The 15,935-nt window shown below is 52.2% G+C and carries 16 protein-coding genes and 1 pseudogene; 8 read left to right on the top strand and 9 right to left on the bottom strand.

Annotated features, from left to right (window positions below):
• Positions 1 to 170: 170 nt before the first annotated feature.
• Positions 171 to 626 carry a carboxymuconolactone decarboxylase family protein gene (locus tag ACA071_RS18915; RefSeq protein WP_497640562.1) on the top strand — a complete coding sequence of 152 codons (456 nt, stop codon included), beginning with the start codon at positions 171 to 173 and terminating at the stop codon, positions 624 to 626.
• A 57-nt stretch (positions 627 to 683) separates the two neighbouring features.
• A complete protein-coding gene (locus tag ACA071_RS18910) occupies positions 684 to 1,004 on the top strand; it encodes a DMT family transporter (RefSeq protein WP_497640561.1) in 321 nt (106 codons plus the stop codon).
• A gap of 34 nt (positions 1,005 to 1,038) precedes the next feature.
• Here ACA071_RS18910 and punR read toward each other — a convergent pair whose 3' ends face one another.
• On the bottom strand, positions 1,039 to 1,965 hold the full coding sequence (gene punR / locus ACA071_RS18905) for a DNA-binding transcriptional activator PunR (RefSeq protein WP_497640560.1): 927 nt from the start codon (positions 1,963 to 1,965) through the stop codon (positions 1,039 to 1,041).
• Between the two features lie 123 nt (positions 1,966 to 2,088).
• Here punR and punC point away from each other — a divergent pair, with 123 nt between their 5' ends.
• Positions 2,089 to 3,288, top strand: a complete 1,200-nt coding sequence (gene punC / locus ACA071_RS18900; RefSeq protein WP_497640559.1) for a purine nucleoside transporter PunC — start codon at positions 2,089 to 2,091, stop codon at positions 3,286 to 3,288.
• Positions 3,289 to 3,455: 167 nt separating this feature from the next.
• Here punC and ACA071_RS18895 read toward each other — a convergent pair.
• Positions 3,456 to 3,695, bottom strand: a pseudogene (locus ACA071_RS18895) (phage infection protein); the annotation flags it as partial.
• 256 nt (positions 3,696 to 3,951) lie between these two features.
• On the opposite strand from ACA071_RS18895, the gene ACA071_RS18890 reads away from it, so the two are divergent.
• A complete protein-coding gene (locus ACA071_RS18890) occupies positions 3,952 to 4,617 on the top strand; it encodes an HAD hydrolase-like protein (RefSeq protein ID WP_497640558.1) in 666 nt (221 codons plus the stop codon).
• Between the two features lie 245 nt (positions 4,618 to 4,862).
• Positions 4,863 to 7,451: a bifunctional diguanylate cyclase/phosphodiesterase gene (locus tag ACA071_RS18885; RefSeq protein ID WP_497640557.1), complete on the top strand. Its 2,589-nt coding sequence runs from the start codon at positions 4,863 to 4,865 to the stop codon at positions 7,449 to 7,451.
• Between the two features lie 98 nt (positions 7,452 to 7,549).
• On the opposite strand, the gene ACA071_RS18880 is transcribed toward ACA071_RS18885, so the two are convergent.
• A complete protein-coding gene (locus tag ACA071_RS18880) occupies positions 7,550 to 7,870 on the bottom strand; it encodes a hypothetical protein (RefSeq protein WP_497640556.1) in 321 nt (106 codons plus the stop codon).
• Between the two features lie 230 nt (positions 7,871 to 8,100).
• Here ACA071_RS18880 and ppk2 point away from each other — a divergent pair, with 230 nt between their 5' ends.
• Both ppk2 and ACA071_RS18870 read left to right on the top strand, forming a co-directional pair.
• On the top strand, positions 8,101 to 8,922 hold the full coding sequence (gene ppk2 / locus ACA071_RS18875; RefSeq protein ID WP_497640555.1) for a polyphosphate kinase 2: 822 nt from the start codon (positions 8,101 to 8,103) through the stop codon (positions 8,920 to 8,922).
• Positions 8,923 to 9,019: 97 nt separating this feature from the next.
• Positions 9,020 to 9,385 (top strand): avidin-fold protein, encoded by a 366-nt coding sequence (locus ACA071_RS18870; protein WP_497640554.1) that lies wholly within the window; start codon positions 9,020 to 9,022, stop codon positions 9,383 to 9,385.
• A gap of 112 nt (positions 9,386 to 9,497) precedes the next feature.
• Here ACA071_RS18870 and ACA071_RS18865 read toward each other — a convergent pair whose 3' ends face one another.
• The 5 genes from ACA071_RS18865 to ACA071_RS18845 form a co-directional block, all read right to left on the bottom strand.
• The gene (locus ACA071_RS18865) at positions 9,498 to 9,821 is read right to left on the bottom strand and encodes a hypothetical protein (protein ID WP_497640553.1); all 324 of its coding nucleotides are present in this window, start codon (positions 9,819 to 9,821) and stop codon (positions 9,498 to 9,500) included.
• A 69-nt stretch (positions 9,822 to 9,890) separates the two neighbouring features.
• Positions 9,891 to 10,289: a GFA family protein gene (locus ACA071_RS18860; protein WP_497645342.1), complete on the bottom strand. Its 399-nt coding sequence runs from the start codon at positions 10,287 to 10,289 to the stop codon at positions 9,891 to 9,893.
• A 69-nt stretch (positions 10,290 to 10,358) separates the two neighbouring features.
• Positions 10,359 to 10,676 (bottom strand): DUF6966 domain-containing protein, encoded by a 318-nt coding sequence (locus ACA071_RS18855; protein WP_497640552.1) that lies wholly within the window; start codon positions 10,674 to 10,676, stop codon positions 10,359 to 10,361.
• Complete coding sequence (locus ACA071_RS18850; RefSeq protein WP_497640550.1) at positions 10,676 to 11,089, bottom strand: hypothetical protein; 414 nt, start codon at positions 11,087 to 11,089, stop codon at positions 10,676 to 10,678. The genes ACA071_RS18855 and ACA071_RS18850 overlap by 1 nt, the downstream gene beginning before the upstream one ends.
• 102 nt (positions 11,090 to 11,191) lie before the next feature.
• Positions 11,192 to 11,464 carry a hypothetical protein gene (locus ACA071_RS18845; RefSeq protein WP_429515281.1) on the bottom strand — a complete coding sequence of 91 codons (273 nt, stop codon included), beginning with the start codon at positions 11,462 to 11,464 and terminating at the stop codon, positions 11,192 to 11,194.
• A gap of 742 nt (positions 11,465 to 12,206) precedes the next feature.
• On the opposite strand from ACA071_RS18845, the gene ACA071_RS18840 reads away from it, so the two are divergent.
• On the top strand, positions 12,207 to 13,385 hold the full coding sequence (locus ACA071_RS18840; protein WP_497640549.1) for a hypothetical protein: 1,179 nt from the start codon (positions 12,207 to 12,209) through the stop codon (positions 13,383 to 13,385).
• Positions 13,386 to 13,600: 215 nt separating this feature from the next.
• On the opposite strand, the gene ACA071_RS18835 is transcribed toward ACA071_RS18840, so the two are convergent.
• Positions 13,601 to 15,889 carry an AAA family ATPase gene (locus ACA071_RS18835; RefSeq protein WP_497640548.1) on the bottom strand — a complete coding sequence of 763 codons (2,289 nt, stop codon included), beginning with the start codon at positions 15,887 to 15,889 and terminating at the stop codon, positions 13,601 to 13,603.
• Between the last annotated feature and the right edge of the window lie 46 nt (positions 15,890 to 15,935).

The following is a 15,935-nucleotide window of genomic DNA, read 5'->3' as shown; positions in this document are numbered from 1 at the left end:
CCCATGCTACGAAGGTCATGACCTAGCCAAAAGATCCATGAATCGCCTTTGTGACTGGTCCATGAATGGAGCAAGTATGGCCCAGAGTGGAAGACAGATCATGGACCTTCAACCCTGGGCCATGACGTCCCACGATGGAGTCCTCCAAACAGCCACCAGAAGGATTCATCATGACTAACCGTATCGACTACGCCAGTGCTTCACCTGAAGGTTACAAGGCGTTCGGCGGTGTGTACGTCACACTCCAAAAGTCCGGTCTGCCGCACGAACTGATCGACCTGGTGTACCTGCGGGTCTCCCAACTCAACGGCTGCGCTTACTGCATCGACATGCACTCGCGGGATCTGCTCAAACTCGGCGTAACTGTGGAAAAACTGGTGCTGGTGCCAGTTTGGCGCGATTCCGGTGCCGTGTTCAGCACCCGCGAACGCATCGCCCTGGCCTGGGCCGAGACCGTCACGCGGGTTGCCGAAACCGGTGTGCCGGACGCTGACTACCAAGCCACCGCCGCCGAGTTCAACGACAAAGAACTCGCCGACCTCACCTATGCCATCGGCTTGATGAACGCGTTTAACCGCTTCGGCATTACCTTCCGCTCAATCCCCGCGGCAGCCGCCAAGGCCTGAGCCTAATTGGCGAGCACCGCGTCGGTGCTCGCTGACCTAACGAAAGGAACTGTCACCATGGCATGGGTACTTTTAAGCCTCGCCGGCATCCTCGAAATCGTCTTCGCCTTTGCAATGAAAGGCTCCGACGGCTTCACTCGATTGACCCCGGGACTGATCGCCGCCGCCACCGGCGTGTCGAGTGTTTTTCTGCTGTCACTGGCGCTTCGTTCACTGCCCGTGGGCACGGGTTACGCGGTCTGGACCGGCATTGGCGCGGCGGGGACGGCGATTCTGGGCATGGCGGTATTGGGCGATGCCGCTACGCCGCTGCGGATTCTCTGCATCGCGTTGATCCTGGGCGGCGTTATCGGGCTGAAGTTGGTGTCGGCGAACTGATCGGGTTCAAACCACTTCATCGTCAAAAATGCTTTCAATCGGCAACCCGAACGCCCGGGCCATTCAACCATTCCTGATTCATTGTCTCGGCATCCCCCAGGTAATCGAGCAACCAGGCCATGGCCGGCGAATGCTTGTTCTGGTTCCACGCCACGCACGACGGACTGGCGGCGAAGGGCCTTTGCAGGTTCAGGGCGACCAATTCGCCTTGCTCGATCAGCGGCAGCATCAAGTGCGCCGGCGCCATGCCCACGCACAAACCTTCGCGCAAACAATCCAGGGCCGAAGCCCAATTTGGCACCACCAACCGCCGCTGATTATCCAGCGACCAGGTATCGCGTTTCGGCAGATGACGAGAAGTGTCGTTCATGCACAGCGCGGGGTAGGGGCGCAGTTGATCGTCGTCCAACGGACCGTTTAATGCCGCCAACGGATGCCGGGCGCTGGCCACGCACAACCAGTTCAACAGGCCCATGTCGCGAAAGCTGTAATGACTGGCCACCGGCACGGCACTGGTGGCACCGATCACGATGTCGGTGCGCTCATCGGCGAGGGCATCCCACACGCCGTTAAACACTTCGTAACTGAGCAGCAACTCGACGTCGGGAAACTGTTTATAAAAATCCAGCACCAGTTGCCGACAGCGCTCCTGTTTGACGATGGCATCCACCGCCACTTTCATCTGACCGCTCCAGCCATTGGCTACTTGCTGGCACAGTCGCCGGGTGTCGAGCATGCTTTTCATCACGCCACGGGCCTGCTCGATAAACAACTTGCCGGCCGGCGTCAGCTCGACATCGCGATGGCGCCGCACAAACAACGGCACCGCCAGCCATTGTTCCAATTGGCGCACGGTGTAGCTGACCGCCGACGGTACGCGGTGCAACTCCTGCGCCGCCGCGCTGAAACTGCCATGCCGGGCCACGGCATCGACCACATCGAGGGAATATTCAGACCACATTCAGTTGCCTTCAAAAATATTGATAAGAACGTCCAATTATTATCGCTTCACAGCAAAAGCTCACCACTCATAATGGCACGCTGCTAACAAATTATTTGATTTGAAGATTCCGTTAGGGCGTTAATGAAAAACTCGTTTGGCTTCACCTGTTACCTGATTGGGCTGAGTGTGCTCGGCTACTTGGGCATGGACATGTATCTGCCGGCGTTCGGCGCCATCGGCGGCGAACTGCACCTGTCGGCCGGGGCGGTCGGCGCGAGCCTGAGCATTTTCCTCGCCGGGTTTGCCGTCGGCCAATTGTTGTGGGGGCCCATGTCCGACCGCATCGGTCGCAAACCGGTGTTGCTAATGGGCTTGAGCCTATTTGCCCTGGGCTGCCTGGGCATGTTCTGGGTCGAAACCGACGTGCAACTCTGGGCGCTGCGCTTTATCCAGGCTGTCGGCGTGTGTTCGGCGGCGGTCAGCTGGCAAGCGCTGGTGATCGACCGCTACCCGGCAGAGCAAGCCAATCGCCTGTTCGCCGGCATCATCCCGCTGATGTCCCTGTCACCCGCACTCGCGCCACTGCTGGGCGCGCTGCTGCTGAATCACTGGGGCTGGCTGTCGATTTTTGCCGTGCTGCTCGGCGTCAGTGTGCTTTTGCTGGTGCCCACGGTGTTGCTCAAAACCACTCCGAAACGCCTGACAGCCAACGGCGAACGCTCCCGCATCAGCTTCGGACAACTCCTCAAAACCAAGGCCTTCAGCGGCAACGTCCTGATCTACGCCGCCTGTTCAGCCGCGTTTTTCGCCTGGCTCACCGCCTCACCGTTCATCCTCGGCGGCATGGGCTACAGCCCCAGCGACATCGGCCTGAGCTACGCACTGCCAACCCTTGGCTTCCTGATCGGGGGCTTCAGCTGCCGCAGTTTGCTGCAACGGATCAGCGGTCACGTCATGCTGCCCTGGCTGATCCTCGCCTACTGCGTGAGCATGATCGCGTTGTACCTGGTGGCGACATTGACCACGCCAACCCTGACCACATTGCTGATCCCGTTCTGCTTGATGGGCTTGGTCAACGGTGCGAGTTTCCCGATCATCATTACCAATGCACTGACGCCATTTGCGGAAAACTCCGGCAAAGCGGCCGCGTTGCAGAACGCGTTGCAACTGGGGGCGTGCTTTGGCGCGAGTTTGCTGGTGTCGACGTGGATCGAGCAGCCGTTGCAGATTGCGGTGGTGGTGATGTTGGGGACGGTGCCGATGGCGGCGATGGGGTATTGGATTCAGGGGCGTAAGAGGGCGGAAGTGGAGCGGTTTGGGCGGGTTGAGATAGATCGGTAACGCTTATTTCATATGGCGTACCCCCGTAGGAGTTGCCGAAGGCTGCGATCTTTTGATCTTCAACAAACGCCTAAACACCCATGAACAACGCCGAATCGCAGGCATAAAAAAACCCGGCTGATAAAGCCGGGTTTTTCATTGAGTACCGCGGTAAAACCATTCATTCAGGCAACGCGGTTTTGGATCAGACGGTCGGAACCACCTTCGGCTACGCGATTCTGTTGCAGACGATCCGAGCCACCTTCGGCTACGCGATTCTGTTGCAGACGATCCGAGCCACCCTCAGCCACACGGCTTTCAATCAGACGATCCGAACCGCCTTCAGCGATCATGGTGTGAGAAGACGCGGCAAAAGCGTTAACTGCAAAAACCGAGAAAGCGATGCTGAGAAGGATTTGGCGTTTCATGATCGTGTGCTCCGGGGTGTTTATTAGTTGGGTATGGAGCGGATGTTACGCCGAGCATTTTTTATGAGAACTTCATTGACGTAATGGTGACTATCGACGTTGGCAATGGTTGAAACTCAGTGAGCAAATGCCACCTTCCGACCATAGATTTTTAAACAGCTATTTCAACGACGGGGCAGGTCGCCAATGTGCTTGAAAACGCTATCGGGCATCAGCCCTTTTGAAAAAGCCCCTGCGCTACGGGGAGGCTCCACACGTGGCTGATTTCAACGTCATCATTTTCGATCTGGACGGTACCGTCCTCGATTCGGCACCCGGAATCGTTGAGAGTTTGACGTACGCCATACGCAAACTGGGCCATGACTTTGTTCCCGGCGCGGAGACGCAGAAGTTGTTTGGCCCCCCGATGAACCAAATCGTCGCAGAACTGCTGGCGCCTTTTGCAGATGATCGAATCGAAGAGTGCGTTCACTTGTACCGCTCTCACTACAGGGAGCAAGGGCTTTACCAAAGCCCTCCGTACGCAGGTATAACCAAGGCGCTCAGCTATTTTTCGGAGCGTGATTATTCGCTCTTCATTGCTACTTCGAAACGACAAGAGTTTGCGGAAAAAATGCTCATCCACAACGGATTGTTCGATTCTTTTCAGGCGATTTTCGGCACCTCGCCCGACGGTAAACTGGATGACAAAGCTGATCTGGTAAAGACACTGCTAGCCTCCCTTGCGATGCCACCCTCTGGCGTGTTCATGATTGGCGATAAGCGTGATGACATGCAGGCCGCCCAGCGAAATGCGGTGATCCCAGTGGGGGCACTTTGGGGCTATGGGGCCGTCGATGAGTTGAAAAACAGTGGCGCTCTCGCCTTGGCCGATACGCCCTGGGCATTACCCTGCGTAGTTGACGGTCTGCATCAAGGTTGAAAGCCAACGCGTGACGGGAGGGCGCCATGATGATCAGCCACAAACCGCTGCTACAGAGCGTCTGCAACAGCGATCCCAGGCACAGTCAGAAGAGGTACTTCGCCGTCAGCGAATAGCAGATCTTCGACTAACATTGACGAGAATGTTTAGAAGGGCAGCGGGAACAAGCAGATTACTCACTATTCCGTTAACGCAGCCGATAGCGTTATAGGCAACCGACTTGCATCCACGACCAGCGGGAAATTATGCCGAACAATCTCGCCACTATCGTCGATACCCTCACCAACCGTTCGAGCGTGTCGCTGGCACGTACCTCCCTGTTCAAGTTTGTGGGGCTTTTGGCCGCGGTGTTTTTACTGGCCAGCGTGTCCCTTACTTATCTAGCGCATGATCTGGACCGTACGGAGGAGGTAGAAAGTGCGTTTTACACGAAGAAGGCTGTGCAATCGCTGGAAAAATCCCTGCGCTTAACCGTCAAGGATTACGCGTTTTGGGGCGATGCCTACAAGCACCTGCACACTGAAGTGGACCCTGACTGGGCCTACGTCCGGCAAAACGTTGGTCCAACGCTTTATACGGATTTTGGATTTCAGGGGCTGTTTGTCGTCAACGACGTCAATCGCACTGTTTACTCAGTGGTCAAGGGTGAGCTGAAATCCGTTGAAGCCGCAGAGTGGCTCGAGCAATCGTCCATTGCCGGGATTCTCGATAAAGCGCGTGCAGGTGCGGAAACAGAAACGCCGATAACAGCCTTTATCAATGTCAGGGGCGTACCCACCCTCGTCGCGGCCGCAGCGATTACACCGGGAACTGACCCGACCGTGGTGGCGGATGACAGGCCGCCGTCGGTGTTGATTTTCGTGGACATGTTGAACAGCACCAAGCTCGAGCTGATGGGCAACGATTTCGGGGTAGATCGTCTGCACGTCGCCACCTCCGACGACGCTGGCACCACGGCTTTTCTGCCATTGGGCGATGACGGTGCTGCTGGCAGCCTGCATTGGCGCTCGTCAAAGCCAGGCCTGCGCTTATTGGGGATCGGGTTGCCATTGATCGGCGTCGCCGCGCTGTTGGTGTGTCTGATGACGTGGGCCATTTTGCGCCGGACCACCGCCGGGGCGAAGGCCCTTGACGCCAGCTATGCATCGCTTCAAAGCAGTCAAGACGCCCTCGCCATCAGCGAAGCGCGTTTTCGCGACGTCGTAGAAGCCAGCTCGGACTGGGTATGGGAAATTGATGCGGGCTGGCATCTGACTTTTTTGTCCGAGCGATTTGAAGACGTAACGGGGCTGTCCAGGGACGCCTGGATAGGTGCGGTGATCGATGATCTGTTGTGCACCGAATCAGGCACGTTATCCAAGTGGCTCAGCATCCCGAACCGTCGCCCAGACATCAGCGTCCAGTGTCGCTATATCGACACCAAAGGTCAGGAACGAATCACTCGTCTGTCGGCTCGAGCAATGGCCGGGGAGGGATTCCGGGGCACCGCGACCGATGTGACGGAGGAGGTTGAAGCCCGTCGCCGCATCGAATTCCTCTCACAACATGATGCCTTGACCGGGCTACCCAACAGGACGCGTCTTCAGGAGTTTCTTGACGGTAAACTCAAGGCGATGCCGACGGCGGAGCAACCCCTGATCATGCTCAGCCTGGACCTTGACCGGTTCAAACCGGTCAATGACTTGCTCGGCCATGCCGCCGGTGATCGGGTCCTCAATGAAGTGTCGCGCCGCCTGGCGGACTGCGTGCGCCACGGCGACCTCGTTGCTCGGGTCGGGGGCGATGAGTTTGTATTGATCCTCACCGACGTAAGTTCGATGGATGAAGTCGAGGCGCTTTGTCGTCGCCTGATCGAATCCATCGAGCGGCCCATAGAGATTGATGAGCAGGAAGTATTCGTCAGCGCCAGTATTGGCATCGCGATGGCGCCAACCGACGCGTGTGAGGCCCCCGAACTGCTGCGCTATGCCGATATCGCACTGTACGAGGCCAAGGCCGCAGGCCGTAACACCTGGCGCTTTTACGCGGGCGATATGAACACCCGGATCATTGAGCGCCGTCGCCTGGAAAGCGACCTGCGTTTCGCGATCAAACACGGTGAGCTACGGCTGCATTTCCAACCGCGCTACCGTATCGCCGACGGCCAGATGGTCGGCGCCGAAGCGCTGGTACGGTGGCAACATCCTGAGTTCGGTTTGATACCCCCTGACACGTTCATCCCGATTGCCGAAGAGTCCGGGCTGATTCTGTCCTTGAGCAACTGGGTGCTCAGCACCGCTTGCCGTTGCGCCGCACAGTGGCCGGAAAGGTTGTTCGTCTCCGTTAACCTTTCACCGACTGAATTCAAGCGCGGCAACCTGATCGAGCGCATTCAGAAAACCCTCAGCGACTCAGCGATCGACCCTGGCCGAGTCGAGTTGGAAATCACCGAAAGCGTCATGCTCGAAGACGCCACTGGCGCACTTGAAGTGATGCGAACGCTCAAACGCCTCGGTGTGCGCATCTCCATGGACGACTTTGGTACCGGATATTCCTCGCTGAGCTACCTGCGCGCCTTCCCCTTCGACGGCCTGAAAATCGACCGCAGCTTTTTGAACAGGCTGGCGGAAAGCGAAGATGACAAGGCCATCGTCCAGGCCATCGTCGGCTTGGGGCGCGCGTTATCCCTCACCGTGACGGCAGAAGGCATTGAAACGGCCGAACACCTGAGATTGCTAAAAGCGGTGGAGTGCGATGAAGGCCAAGGCTACTACCTGAGCCGGCCGCTGGATATTGAGGCGTTTGATGCTTTGCTCGACGTTAGTGAGCGTGCCGGTACCCAAAGCAACGTTTAAATCGTAGTGCCTGAAAGGAATTGGTTTGTTTCAGGCATGAAAAAGCCCGGCTTGGTTAGGCCGGGCTTTTTGTTGAGGACCGCTTTAAAGGCATTCATTCATGCGACGCGGTTCTGGATCAGACGGTCGGAACCACCTTCGGCTACGCGGTTCTGTTGCAGACGATCCGAACCACCTTCGGCAACGCGATTCTGTTGCAGACGATCCGAGCCACCTTCAGCTACACGATTCTCGATCAAACGATCAGAACCACCTTCAGCAACACGATTCTGTTGCAACCGATCCGAACCACCCTCAGCCACACGGCTTTCAATTAGACGATCCGAACCGCCTTCAGCGATCATGGTGTGAGAAGACGCGGCAAAAGCGTTAACTGCAAAAACCGAGAAAGCGATGCTGAGAAGGATTTGGCGTTTCATGATCGTGTGCTCCGGGTGTTTATTGGTTGGTATGGAGCGGATGTTACGCCGGGGATTTTTTATGAGAACTTCATTGACGTGATGGTGACTATCGACGTTGGCAATGGTTGGGGTGATGGCAACGTCGCAGGAGCGAAAAAGTCTTTTCAAACTACACTCAACCGGAATGGGTCCACTGTCTGGAATAAGCGTGTTTACCCATCAAAGACGTGTTTAGTGAGGTCTTGGTCATGGCAAAGAACAAGAAAAAAGCCCCTGAGCGCCAGTCCGCTGAAAGCCCCAAACTGAAGAACAAGGCATACCTGGATCAACTGCGCCGTCTGCATGTCGAGTTGGTCAAGTTGCAAGAGTGGGTGACATCCAAGGGCATCAAGGTCTGTATCGTCTTCGAAGGACGTGATGGCGCGGGCAAGGGTGGGACGATCAAAGCGCTCATGGAACGCGTGAGCCCGCGGGTCTTTCGGGTGGTGGCGTTACCTGCGCCGACGGATCGAGAGAAAAGCCAGATGTACATCCAGCGCTACCTGCCGCACTTGCCCGCGGCAGGCGAAGTGGTGATCTTCGATCGCAGTTGGTACAACCGGGCGGGCGTCGAGCGCGTGATGGGGTTCTGCACCAAAGAGCAAGTGGTCGGTTTCCTGAAGGCCGTGCCCCTCGTGGAGCGTGCAATCGTCGACTCGGGCGTGATCCTGCTCAAGTATTGGCTGGAAGTCAGTCAGGAAGAACAGACCCGCCGGCTTGTGGCCCGTATCAAGGACGGGCGCAAAATCTGGAAACTAACCCCCATGGACCTCAAGTCCTACAGCCGCTGGTATGACTACTCACGGGCACGTGATGACATGTTCGCAGCGACGGATACTGAACATGCCCCTTGGCTCGTGGCCAACTCGAACGACAAACGGCGGGCTCGCCTGAACATCATCACCGATCTGCTCAGTCGCATCCCATACAAGGCAGTGCCGCATGCAAAGGTGACATTGCCCACGCGGCAGAAGCCGGGCGGCTATCGTGAACCGGATTACCCGCTGAAGCGAATTCCGGAAAAATTCTGACAAGTTAGCCAAAACAGTGCCTTCATCCGTCGCGACAGAATGACTTAAGATCCTCGAAAGCTGGAATGGACCCTCTCGACTCAAGGACGCGACATTGATGGATACCCCCTTTGCTCAAATCAGCGAGCGTTTGAACAATCGCCGATTTACCGTAGCGGACAACTCCCACGGACTATCCGGTGCAGGCACCGTATTTCATTACCACGTCGAGGAAGGTGCCATTTCGGGCACTTACCAGGGCGGCCGGATCCGCACCGGACAGCAGGTCGGGCGCGTGACAGGCCCAGACACCATTGAGCTTCTTTATCATTGCTTAACGACAGATGGCGAGATCCTTGCCGGCTGGTCTCGAGGCACGGTAGGCGTTGATCACGCAGGATGCACCACATTGTCCTTCGTATGGGGTTGGTTGTCGGGCGCGACTGGAGGAGGGGAGTCCAGTTACGTTGAGCTTGCCGCATAGCGGCGCTTCAGGTACGAAAAAGCCCGGCTGTTCAGGCCGGGCTCGAAGTGCTTCTGGCGTCGTGCTAAAGAGCCGTCCGTGAAAGCGAAAGCTTCGGGTCATTACATCCGCACTACCAAAAGCGGAGTTCGCCACCGAGCATTAAGAAAATCAACGCCACTCCAAACTGGCCTGCCAGCAGCGGTGCGATCGTAATCAAGCCTTGGAACACGACAGCAACCTTGAGGCCATCGGACAAGCCATAACGCCGCCAATACAGCACATGCAGGACAAACGTCAGACCGTTTGCTACCCAGACTGCGCCAATAGCCAGCAAGTAATTCTGCTGCGCAATTCGCAACAACATGATCAACAAACCGAAGATTACGACGAGAGCGGAGCCTACGATCAGTGGAGAGTAATCCCGTTTTATCGGGTCAGATACCGGTGGGTGCATTGCGTTTCCATCCATTTAAGCGCAAAGAAAAACTAATCCATTCAATGAATTAGCCATGACTACAACTGATCAATCCTGAGGCCACTGATCCCCAATTTCAAACCACGACGCCTTCTCCGACACACACGTATGCCGCTGCTTCTCCGCATGAAACGGCGTATCAAGCGTACCCACCGCAATCGAAATCCAATCCGCAAACGCGCCATTCGAATCCGACCAGAACAACGAAGTGCCACAGATCGAACAGAACTGCCGCGTCACCCCCGCCGACGACTGAAAACGCCTAAGCGCCTCTACGCTGCTCGAAATGGAAACCGCCGATCTGGGGGCACTGGCATACGTCGCGAATGCGGCACCATGAGCCTTTCGACATTTACCGCAATGACAGTGGGACACGGCTTTCAGCTGACCCGAAACCTCATACTTCACGGCCCCGCACAGACAACTGCCTTGATGAAATTCATCCATGTTCATCGGTTACTCGAATAAAAAAGAGGAGGGTAAAGGCACAGCGGACGCCGGATAAGTGTTCGCCGATCAATCCTGAGCCCGTTTAATCGAATAAGCGAGCGTGGCGGCTTCATCCCTGAGCGCATCGAACGTTTCATTCAACTCAACATGCCCGGGTTTCCAGGCAAACACACCCCCGACAAAGCTTTGGCCAAGAACAAGATCATTGAGCGAACTCATCCCACCGTAGGCTGACAACAGATACTCAACCCCGTAGGCATCCCCGTTCAACAAGTGCGCCCGCGCTTTGCGCATCCACTGACCCCAGTGAACGGCGCCATCGCTTTCAAGCACCACGGCAAGTTGCTCAAGCACGCCAATAAGCTGCTCAGTCTTCGGTCCCATTATTGAAAACACCCAAACTGCGGAACGATGGACTTGCCCAAATAATTCACGGCCGCCACGTACTGTCGGCCATTAACGTTGACCAACCTTGCATGGCACTCACAGCAATAGTCGTCGCTACCGTTTTCGAAGTTAAACAGCACCGTCGCTTCTTGTAGCTCCGAAAGCGCGAAACCTTCCGCCCCAAGAATCTCCTCGAAACGCGTTTTCAACGCATTGAGCCCGTTGGACAAATGGGGATGACTTCTCAGCGCCGGAGGACAGAGCTCGTCTTTCGTCAAATCAACCGCCGCAACCCTGATACCCAACGGCCGCAACGCCTCACTTAAATTGGGATGAACCAAGGACAGCGCACTGCCGGCGTGGTGAGCGAGGCTATGACACACGCTACTGAGGCGTTTATGGGAAGGCATTCACAGTCCTTGCGAAGTCGGGGCGAGGTGAGCGACGGATTCTATGCCTCCACGCACCCAACCGACAAAAAAAACGGGTGCCTGCGCGGCACCCGTCTTCACTTACTCCTTAACCTGCGCCCGCAAGCGCCGACCGATCACATCCATCAAATCACAGCCATCGCGCAACGGAATGACCAACAACTTGGAAAAGTCCGCCAGCACCACCGTGTCGCAACCGATCTCGGCGCGGTAAGCAATGTTCTCCAACACCTGCGTGACCGTGCGGATGCGGTAATCGGCCATGGCTTGCAGGACGTCGAGTGGGGCGTGGGTGTCGATGAGCAGGGAAGCCGGGACCAGGTCGATTCCGGTTAGGGGCATGTATCTTTCCATGGGTAAAACTCCGAATCAGATTAAAGGGACTGATCCGATCTGCAGGTCGCCAAACCTGGTCGCTTTTTGGGGGACGGGGTGACTATAAATTTTATTGCCTTGTGGAGCCTAGAAGGCATTTCCGAAGTTGTTGTAGGACGGATACTGAACCTGCGTGTTCAACTCGATGGCGCTGTATTGTTGGCCTTTTTCGAGGGCTATCGAGCGCGTTGTGTACCCGATTGTCTATGAGACTAAAGCACATGATTGGATCCATTGTGGTTGCGTCAACCCGGGTACATATTCGGACTGCCAATTCCGGCATTTTTAGAGAATCAGCAATGCCTAACGTATACGTAGAGCCTCAGCCAACTGGCCGCCCTGATGGCGCCCCGATCACCGGATACCACTTGAAATTGGCCGAGGGAAAGAAGCTCGTCGAGACAACCTTTGCAACCCAAAAAGAGGCTATTGACAAAGCTAGAGCGCTTGGTCACAAGCCAAGTGTGGCCCGAGTGAGGAACACTAGTATCGGAAATCCAGATCACTGGCGTAGTGCAGATTAATCAACACTGTAGTGGTTAGAAGAAAAGCCCTGTTGAGGGCTTTTTTTGTATTACAGTTCGAGAAGTCTGCTGAAAGGAGCCAGCCTTGTGATCCCGTTCAGAAAAACCTGCTCTCTGTAATTTAAAGTCGGTGTCGTTGATTGGTTCTATGTGTTCTAGAATGATTTTTATTATTTTAAGTAGCCATGGGGGGCTTTATGCAAGTTGCAAACATTTCAGGTACTCATACGACTATTACGGCGCAACAGGCGTGTGAATTAAATGGCGCAGAAAAGTTCTCCTGTCCTTCCTGCGGTGTAGAGCTTTTTCTTTGCTCAATGATGAGCCAAGCTCGGGTGCCGTTTTTTCGTTCCGCGATAAATAACCCACATCATCCAGAATGCAAGTTCAATACCTACGTTGGAGGAAGCTTAAGAGAGATGGAGTTTGAGAGCTTTCTAGTCGGCGTTTTGGAGGTACATGGTTCATATTCGCATGTAGAACAGGACTCGTTGCTTGGTCTGGATACGCGGTACAGAATTGATATATTAGCTAGTCGAAACTTTGGAAAAAGCTCTGAGAATTTAATAATCGAATGTAAGGTGGTCCCTCCTAACAGCTACGGGCAACTAAAGAGGTTGTTGGGGGTTTTTGCCAAGTATAGAGGGGTCAATAAAAGCAGTAAACTGGTGCTTGCAATTCCGGCAACATTGTCTGAACAAACGCTAGAGGCTTTGAAGGCCGAGGGTATTGAAGTTTGGGATTTGGATTTTCTTTCAAGCGAGTTTATCGAGGTAATCGAGAAAGTACCTGAAAGTTTTTTCAAAGCTGCAATTAAAGATCATGCGGCCCGAGCAGGCGCACCTACGATAGAAGAAAATTTTATCTCAAGTATAAAATCGTGCGCTCCGGGAAAGCGGGATTGTTATGTTTATCAGAAGCTAGTGGGTGAAATTTTAGCTCATTTATTTTCACCTCCGTTGATTGCACCGATTTCCGAGTTGTCTGATAACTCAAAATCTAATCGACGGGATTTTATTATGCCCAACTATGCAGATGCTGGGTTCTGGGCTTTTTTAAGAGCTAGATACTCAGCCGATTACGTGATAGTTGATGCGAAAAATTATACAAAAAAAGTAGGAAAAAAAGATGTATTGCAGATTGCTAATTATCTGAAATCGCACGGCGCAGGCTTATTCGGATTGATATTTTCAAGAAGTGGCGGTGATTCGTCAGGATGTGAATTTACTTTGCGAGAGCAATGGCTTATTAATAAAAAGATGATAGTTATCTTTGATGACGATGATGTCATTTCAATGCTACTTGCGAAATCAGATGGACGACTCCCGGAGCAAATACTTGGGAATAAGATCGAGCAGTTTAGATTGTCGATGTGATACGTCTCGGTGGCAAAAGCGCTGTAAAAAATCTCTTTGTCGATTTATATTGAAGTCCTTACTTTGTTTGGTGAATGACCTGAGCTCCAAGAAGATATTTGAAGGTTGGTGACGCTAAGTAAGCAAAATAAAGCCGCCTTTTGTACTCAAAAGGCGGCATGGTTTTGTTAGTTTATGAAATTTATGATTTGCTTCTCTGGCTTTCTGGCGTCGTTTTAAGAAGCTTCTAATGCTTTTTCCATTCCTGCATAGTGAAGGGCATCTAATGCTCTGATTTCTTCAAAAATCTCTCTAACTATATATTCTGATTCTGCCACTACGTTGTCTGCGGCGCTGTCGTCGAATTCTATGACTTGGTTGTGAGAGTATTTGTTAATGAATTTGTAAATTCTCTCACATTTCACTTGGTCAGTGATGGCCTGTTCCATAAGGCCTCTAAAGTTTCCGCGACCATGTGGAAATTTAAAGGTCAAAAAAGCCTCCAAGAGTTTTCTTGACATATTTGCAACAGCAAAAGCTACATCCATAGATAATGTTTGTGTGTTTGAGTATTGTTTAAGTGTGGAAAAAAGAAAGTGATATTCGGAATTGAAATTCGTGAGCGATGGTGGTGCATTTTTTAACGCCGCCACCCTAGGCGATGAGAGAGATGCTTCTACACTGTAAAATTTAGCCCTTATAATAAGTTTTTTTTCGGCGTCTTTATCTTTGTTTTTTCCTTCTAACCAGTCGCGTGCCAACTTAAAATAGTTGAAGCTGTGAGTGAGTAGGAAAAGTTGTTTTGCTTGTTGGCAGCGATCTCGCAAGAAGGAGTGCGCATTAAATAGATTGTTGGAGTCAAAACTTGAGACTGGATCGTCAAAAACTACTATTGAGTTTTTAATGTCACGTTCGTTTTCAGATAACTTCGTTAGGAAGTAGATAAGGCCAATTGCGTTTTTTTCACCTTCACTTAGGTTTTTCGCTGGAAGGTTTTCTGGCATTCTGATTATTTTGTAGCCCTTCTGAGACATGTCGAAGCGTAATGATATGCTGCTCCTTCCCAAGAAACGATGCAAAGCGTCGTTAAAATCTTCGGCGGCGATACTTTCATTATTCAGTAGTTTTTCTAGTTCCGAGATTTCTGAGTTTAAAGTCTGAACCTCCTGCCCTAGGTCTGTGATGGGTTTTGAGAGGCCTTTAGAGTTATCTTCGATTGCCTGATATTCAGAGTCGCGAATTTCTTCACTGAGAAAGTGCAACTCGAGAGAGGATTTGGCTGTTGTGATTTCATTGTTGAAATTTTCAGCTTTGTCATTATGAGCTTTGATTTTTTTATCAATCTCTGCCGTGGCCCGTTGCAATGTGAGAAAAATCGAGGAAGGTGGCGCTTCAACCGTAAGGTTTGTGTCAAAGGGATTTTCGGTTTTCTGATCCAGGATCTTTTGCCAGCCTTGGAGGTATTCATTTAAAAGGAGTATTGCACCCTCAGCGTCTTGTTCCAACGTGGGGATGTCAGTTGCAAACTCTTCGTAAAGCTCAGATATAGATACTCTTGTTAAACTCGCAATCGCATTGCCTTGTATCCATTGCGTTGCGCTGGTGAGGCGGGTTTTAAAAATCTTAAATGATTCGCTGAAGTGGTCGTTAAGTGTTTTCAATCTTTCTACAGTGAGCGTGTTTTCGCAGAACTCACAGATTGCATTGTTTGCATGTATCTCAAGTCCGGTTTCGATCCAAGACTGAATTTTTGGATTTTGTAGTAAATGGTCGATAGAGGTAGAGGTCGCCGTCTCTTTAAAAAGTGCATTTAGGCGTTGTGCTGTTTGTATAAAGTCCTCTTCTTTTATGGAAGGTGTAAAATGTTGGACTGAGCTTTTGAATTTTGGAGAAATCGCTTTCTGTGTTTTATCCAAGATTTCTTTATTAAGTAGCAGACTGCCGTTCTTTAACTCGGTGGCGTGTGCAGTTATTTTTGTTTGGACTTTGCTTTTATTGTAGCTCACAAAATAACTATCGGTACTGTCAAGAATTTGAAATCGGTTTTTGATATTTTTGGCTATGGCGCTAAGTAGTTTTTGGGCGTTATCATCAAGTGTTTGCTTTTCGAGGTTTTTCTGTTCTAGAGAGTCGGATTTTACTTTCAGGATGTCCTTTTTTTCTTTCCATGCTTTCTTTTCTTCAATTTTTTCTTTGGATATTATTAGTATGCTTTTAACGATGCTGTCCCAGTTTATATTCTCTTTTATAAAATTTGAGTTGAAAACGCAAATATCTAATTCTTGCTTTATGATATTTTTGTTGTCGATTGGTCCAATGTCAGCATCAATTTTAAGGCTTGCATCTGGGAAGTCGGTGATAATGTGCCCTTTGGAGACGCATTCAAAAACCTTTGAGAGAGTTGATTTTCCGCTGCCATTCCATCCATAGATTAAATTGAATTTCGCAAATTCATCAAGTTCTCTAGGCTTCGTGTAGTCTTCGAATATCCCAAATTTTTTAAGTGTCGTGATTGACTTGATCATTTAAAATCCTTTTCTTTTTATGGTTGTATTTTAATGATGTGCCCGA

The sequence above is a fragment of the Pseudomonas sp. LBUM1646 genome, from assembly GCF_059716165.1.
The sequence above is the reverse complement of the archived record's forward strand: the minus strand, read 5'-3'. Positions and strand labels throughout refer to the sequence as shown.

Coding starts and splice junctions, on each gene's coding strand:
- ACA071_RS18845 (WP_429515281.1), bottom strand. CDS start 11,464: ATGGAAAGATACATGCCCCTAACCGGAATCGACCTGGTCCCGGCTTCC.
- punR (WP_497640560.1), bottom strand. CDS start 1,965: ATGTGGTCTGAATATTCCCTCGATGTGGTCGATGCCGTGGCCCGGCAT.
- ACA071_RS18880 (WP_497640556.1), bottom strand. CDS start 7,870: ATGAAACGCCAAATCCTTCTCAGCATCGCTTTCTCGGTTTTTGCAGTT.
- punC (WP_497640559.1), top strand. CDS start 2,089: ATGAAAAACTCGTTTGGCTTCACCTGTTACCTGATTGGGCTGAGTGTG.
- ACA071_RS18865 (WP_497640553.1), bottom strand. CDS start 9,821: ATGCACCCACCGGTATCTGACCCGATAAAACGGGATTACTCTCCACTG.
- ACA071_RS18910 (WP_497640561.1), top strand. CDS start 684: ATGGCATGGGTACTTTTAAGCCTCGCCGGCATCCTCGAAATCGTCTTC.
- ACA071_RS18870 (WP_497640554.1), top strand. CDS start 9,020: ATGGATACCCCCTTTGCTCAAATCAGCGAGCGTTTGAACAATCGCCGA.
- ACA071_RS18885 (WP_497640557.1), top strand. CDS start 4,863: ATGCCGAACAATCTCGCCACTATCGTCGATACCCTCACCAACCGTTCG.
- ACA071_RS18840 (WP_497640549.1), top strand. CDS start 12,207: ATGCAAGTTGCAAACATTTCAGGTACTCATACGACTATTACGGCGCAA.
- ACA071_RS18915 (WP_497640562.1), top strand. CDS start 171: ATGACTAACCGTATCGACTACGCCAGTGCTTCACCTGAAGGTTACAAG.
- ppk2 (WP_497640555.1), top strand. CDS start 8,101: ATGGCAAAGAACAAGAAAAAAGCCCCTGAGCGCCAGTCCGCTGAAAGC.
- ACA071_RS18850 (WP_497640550.1), bottom strand. CDS start 11,089: ATGCCTTCCCATAAACGCCTCAGTAGCGTGTGTCATAGCCTCGCTCAC.
- ACA071_RS18855 (WP_497640552.1), bottom strand. CDS start 10,676: ATGGGACCGAAGACTGAGCAGCTTATTGGCGTGCTTGAGCAACTTGCC.
- ACA071_RS18860 (WP_497645342.1), bottom strand. CDS start 10,289: ATGGATGAATTTCATCAAGGCAGTTGTCTGTGCGGGGCCGTGAAGTAT.
- ACA071_RS18835 (WP_497640548.1), bottom strand. CDS start 15,889: ATGATCAAGTCAATCACGACACTTAAAAAATTTGGGATATTCGAAGAC.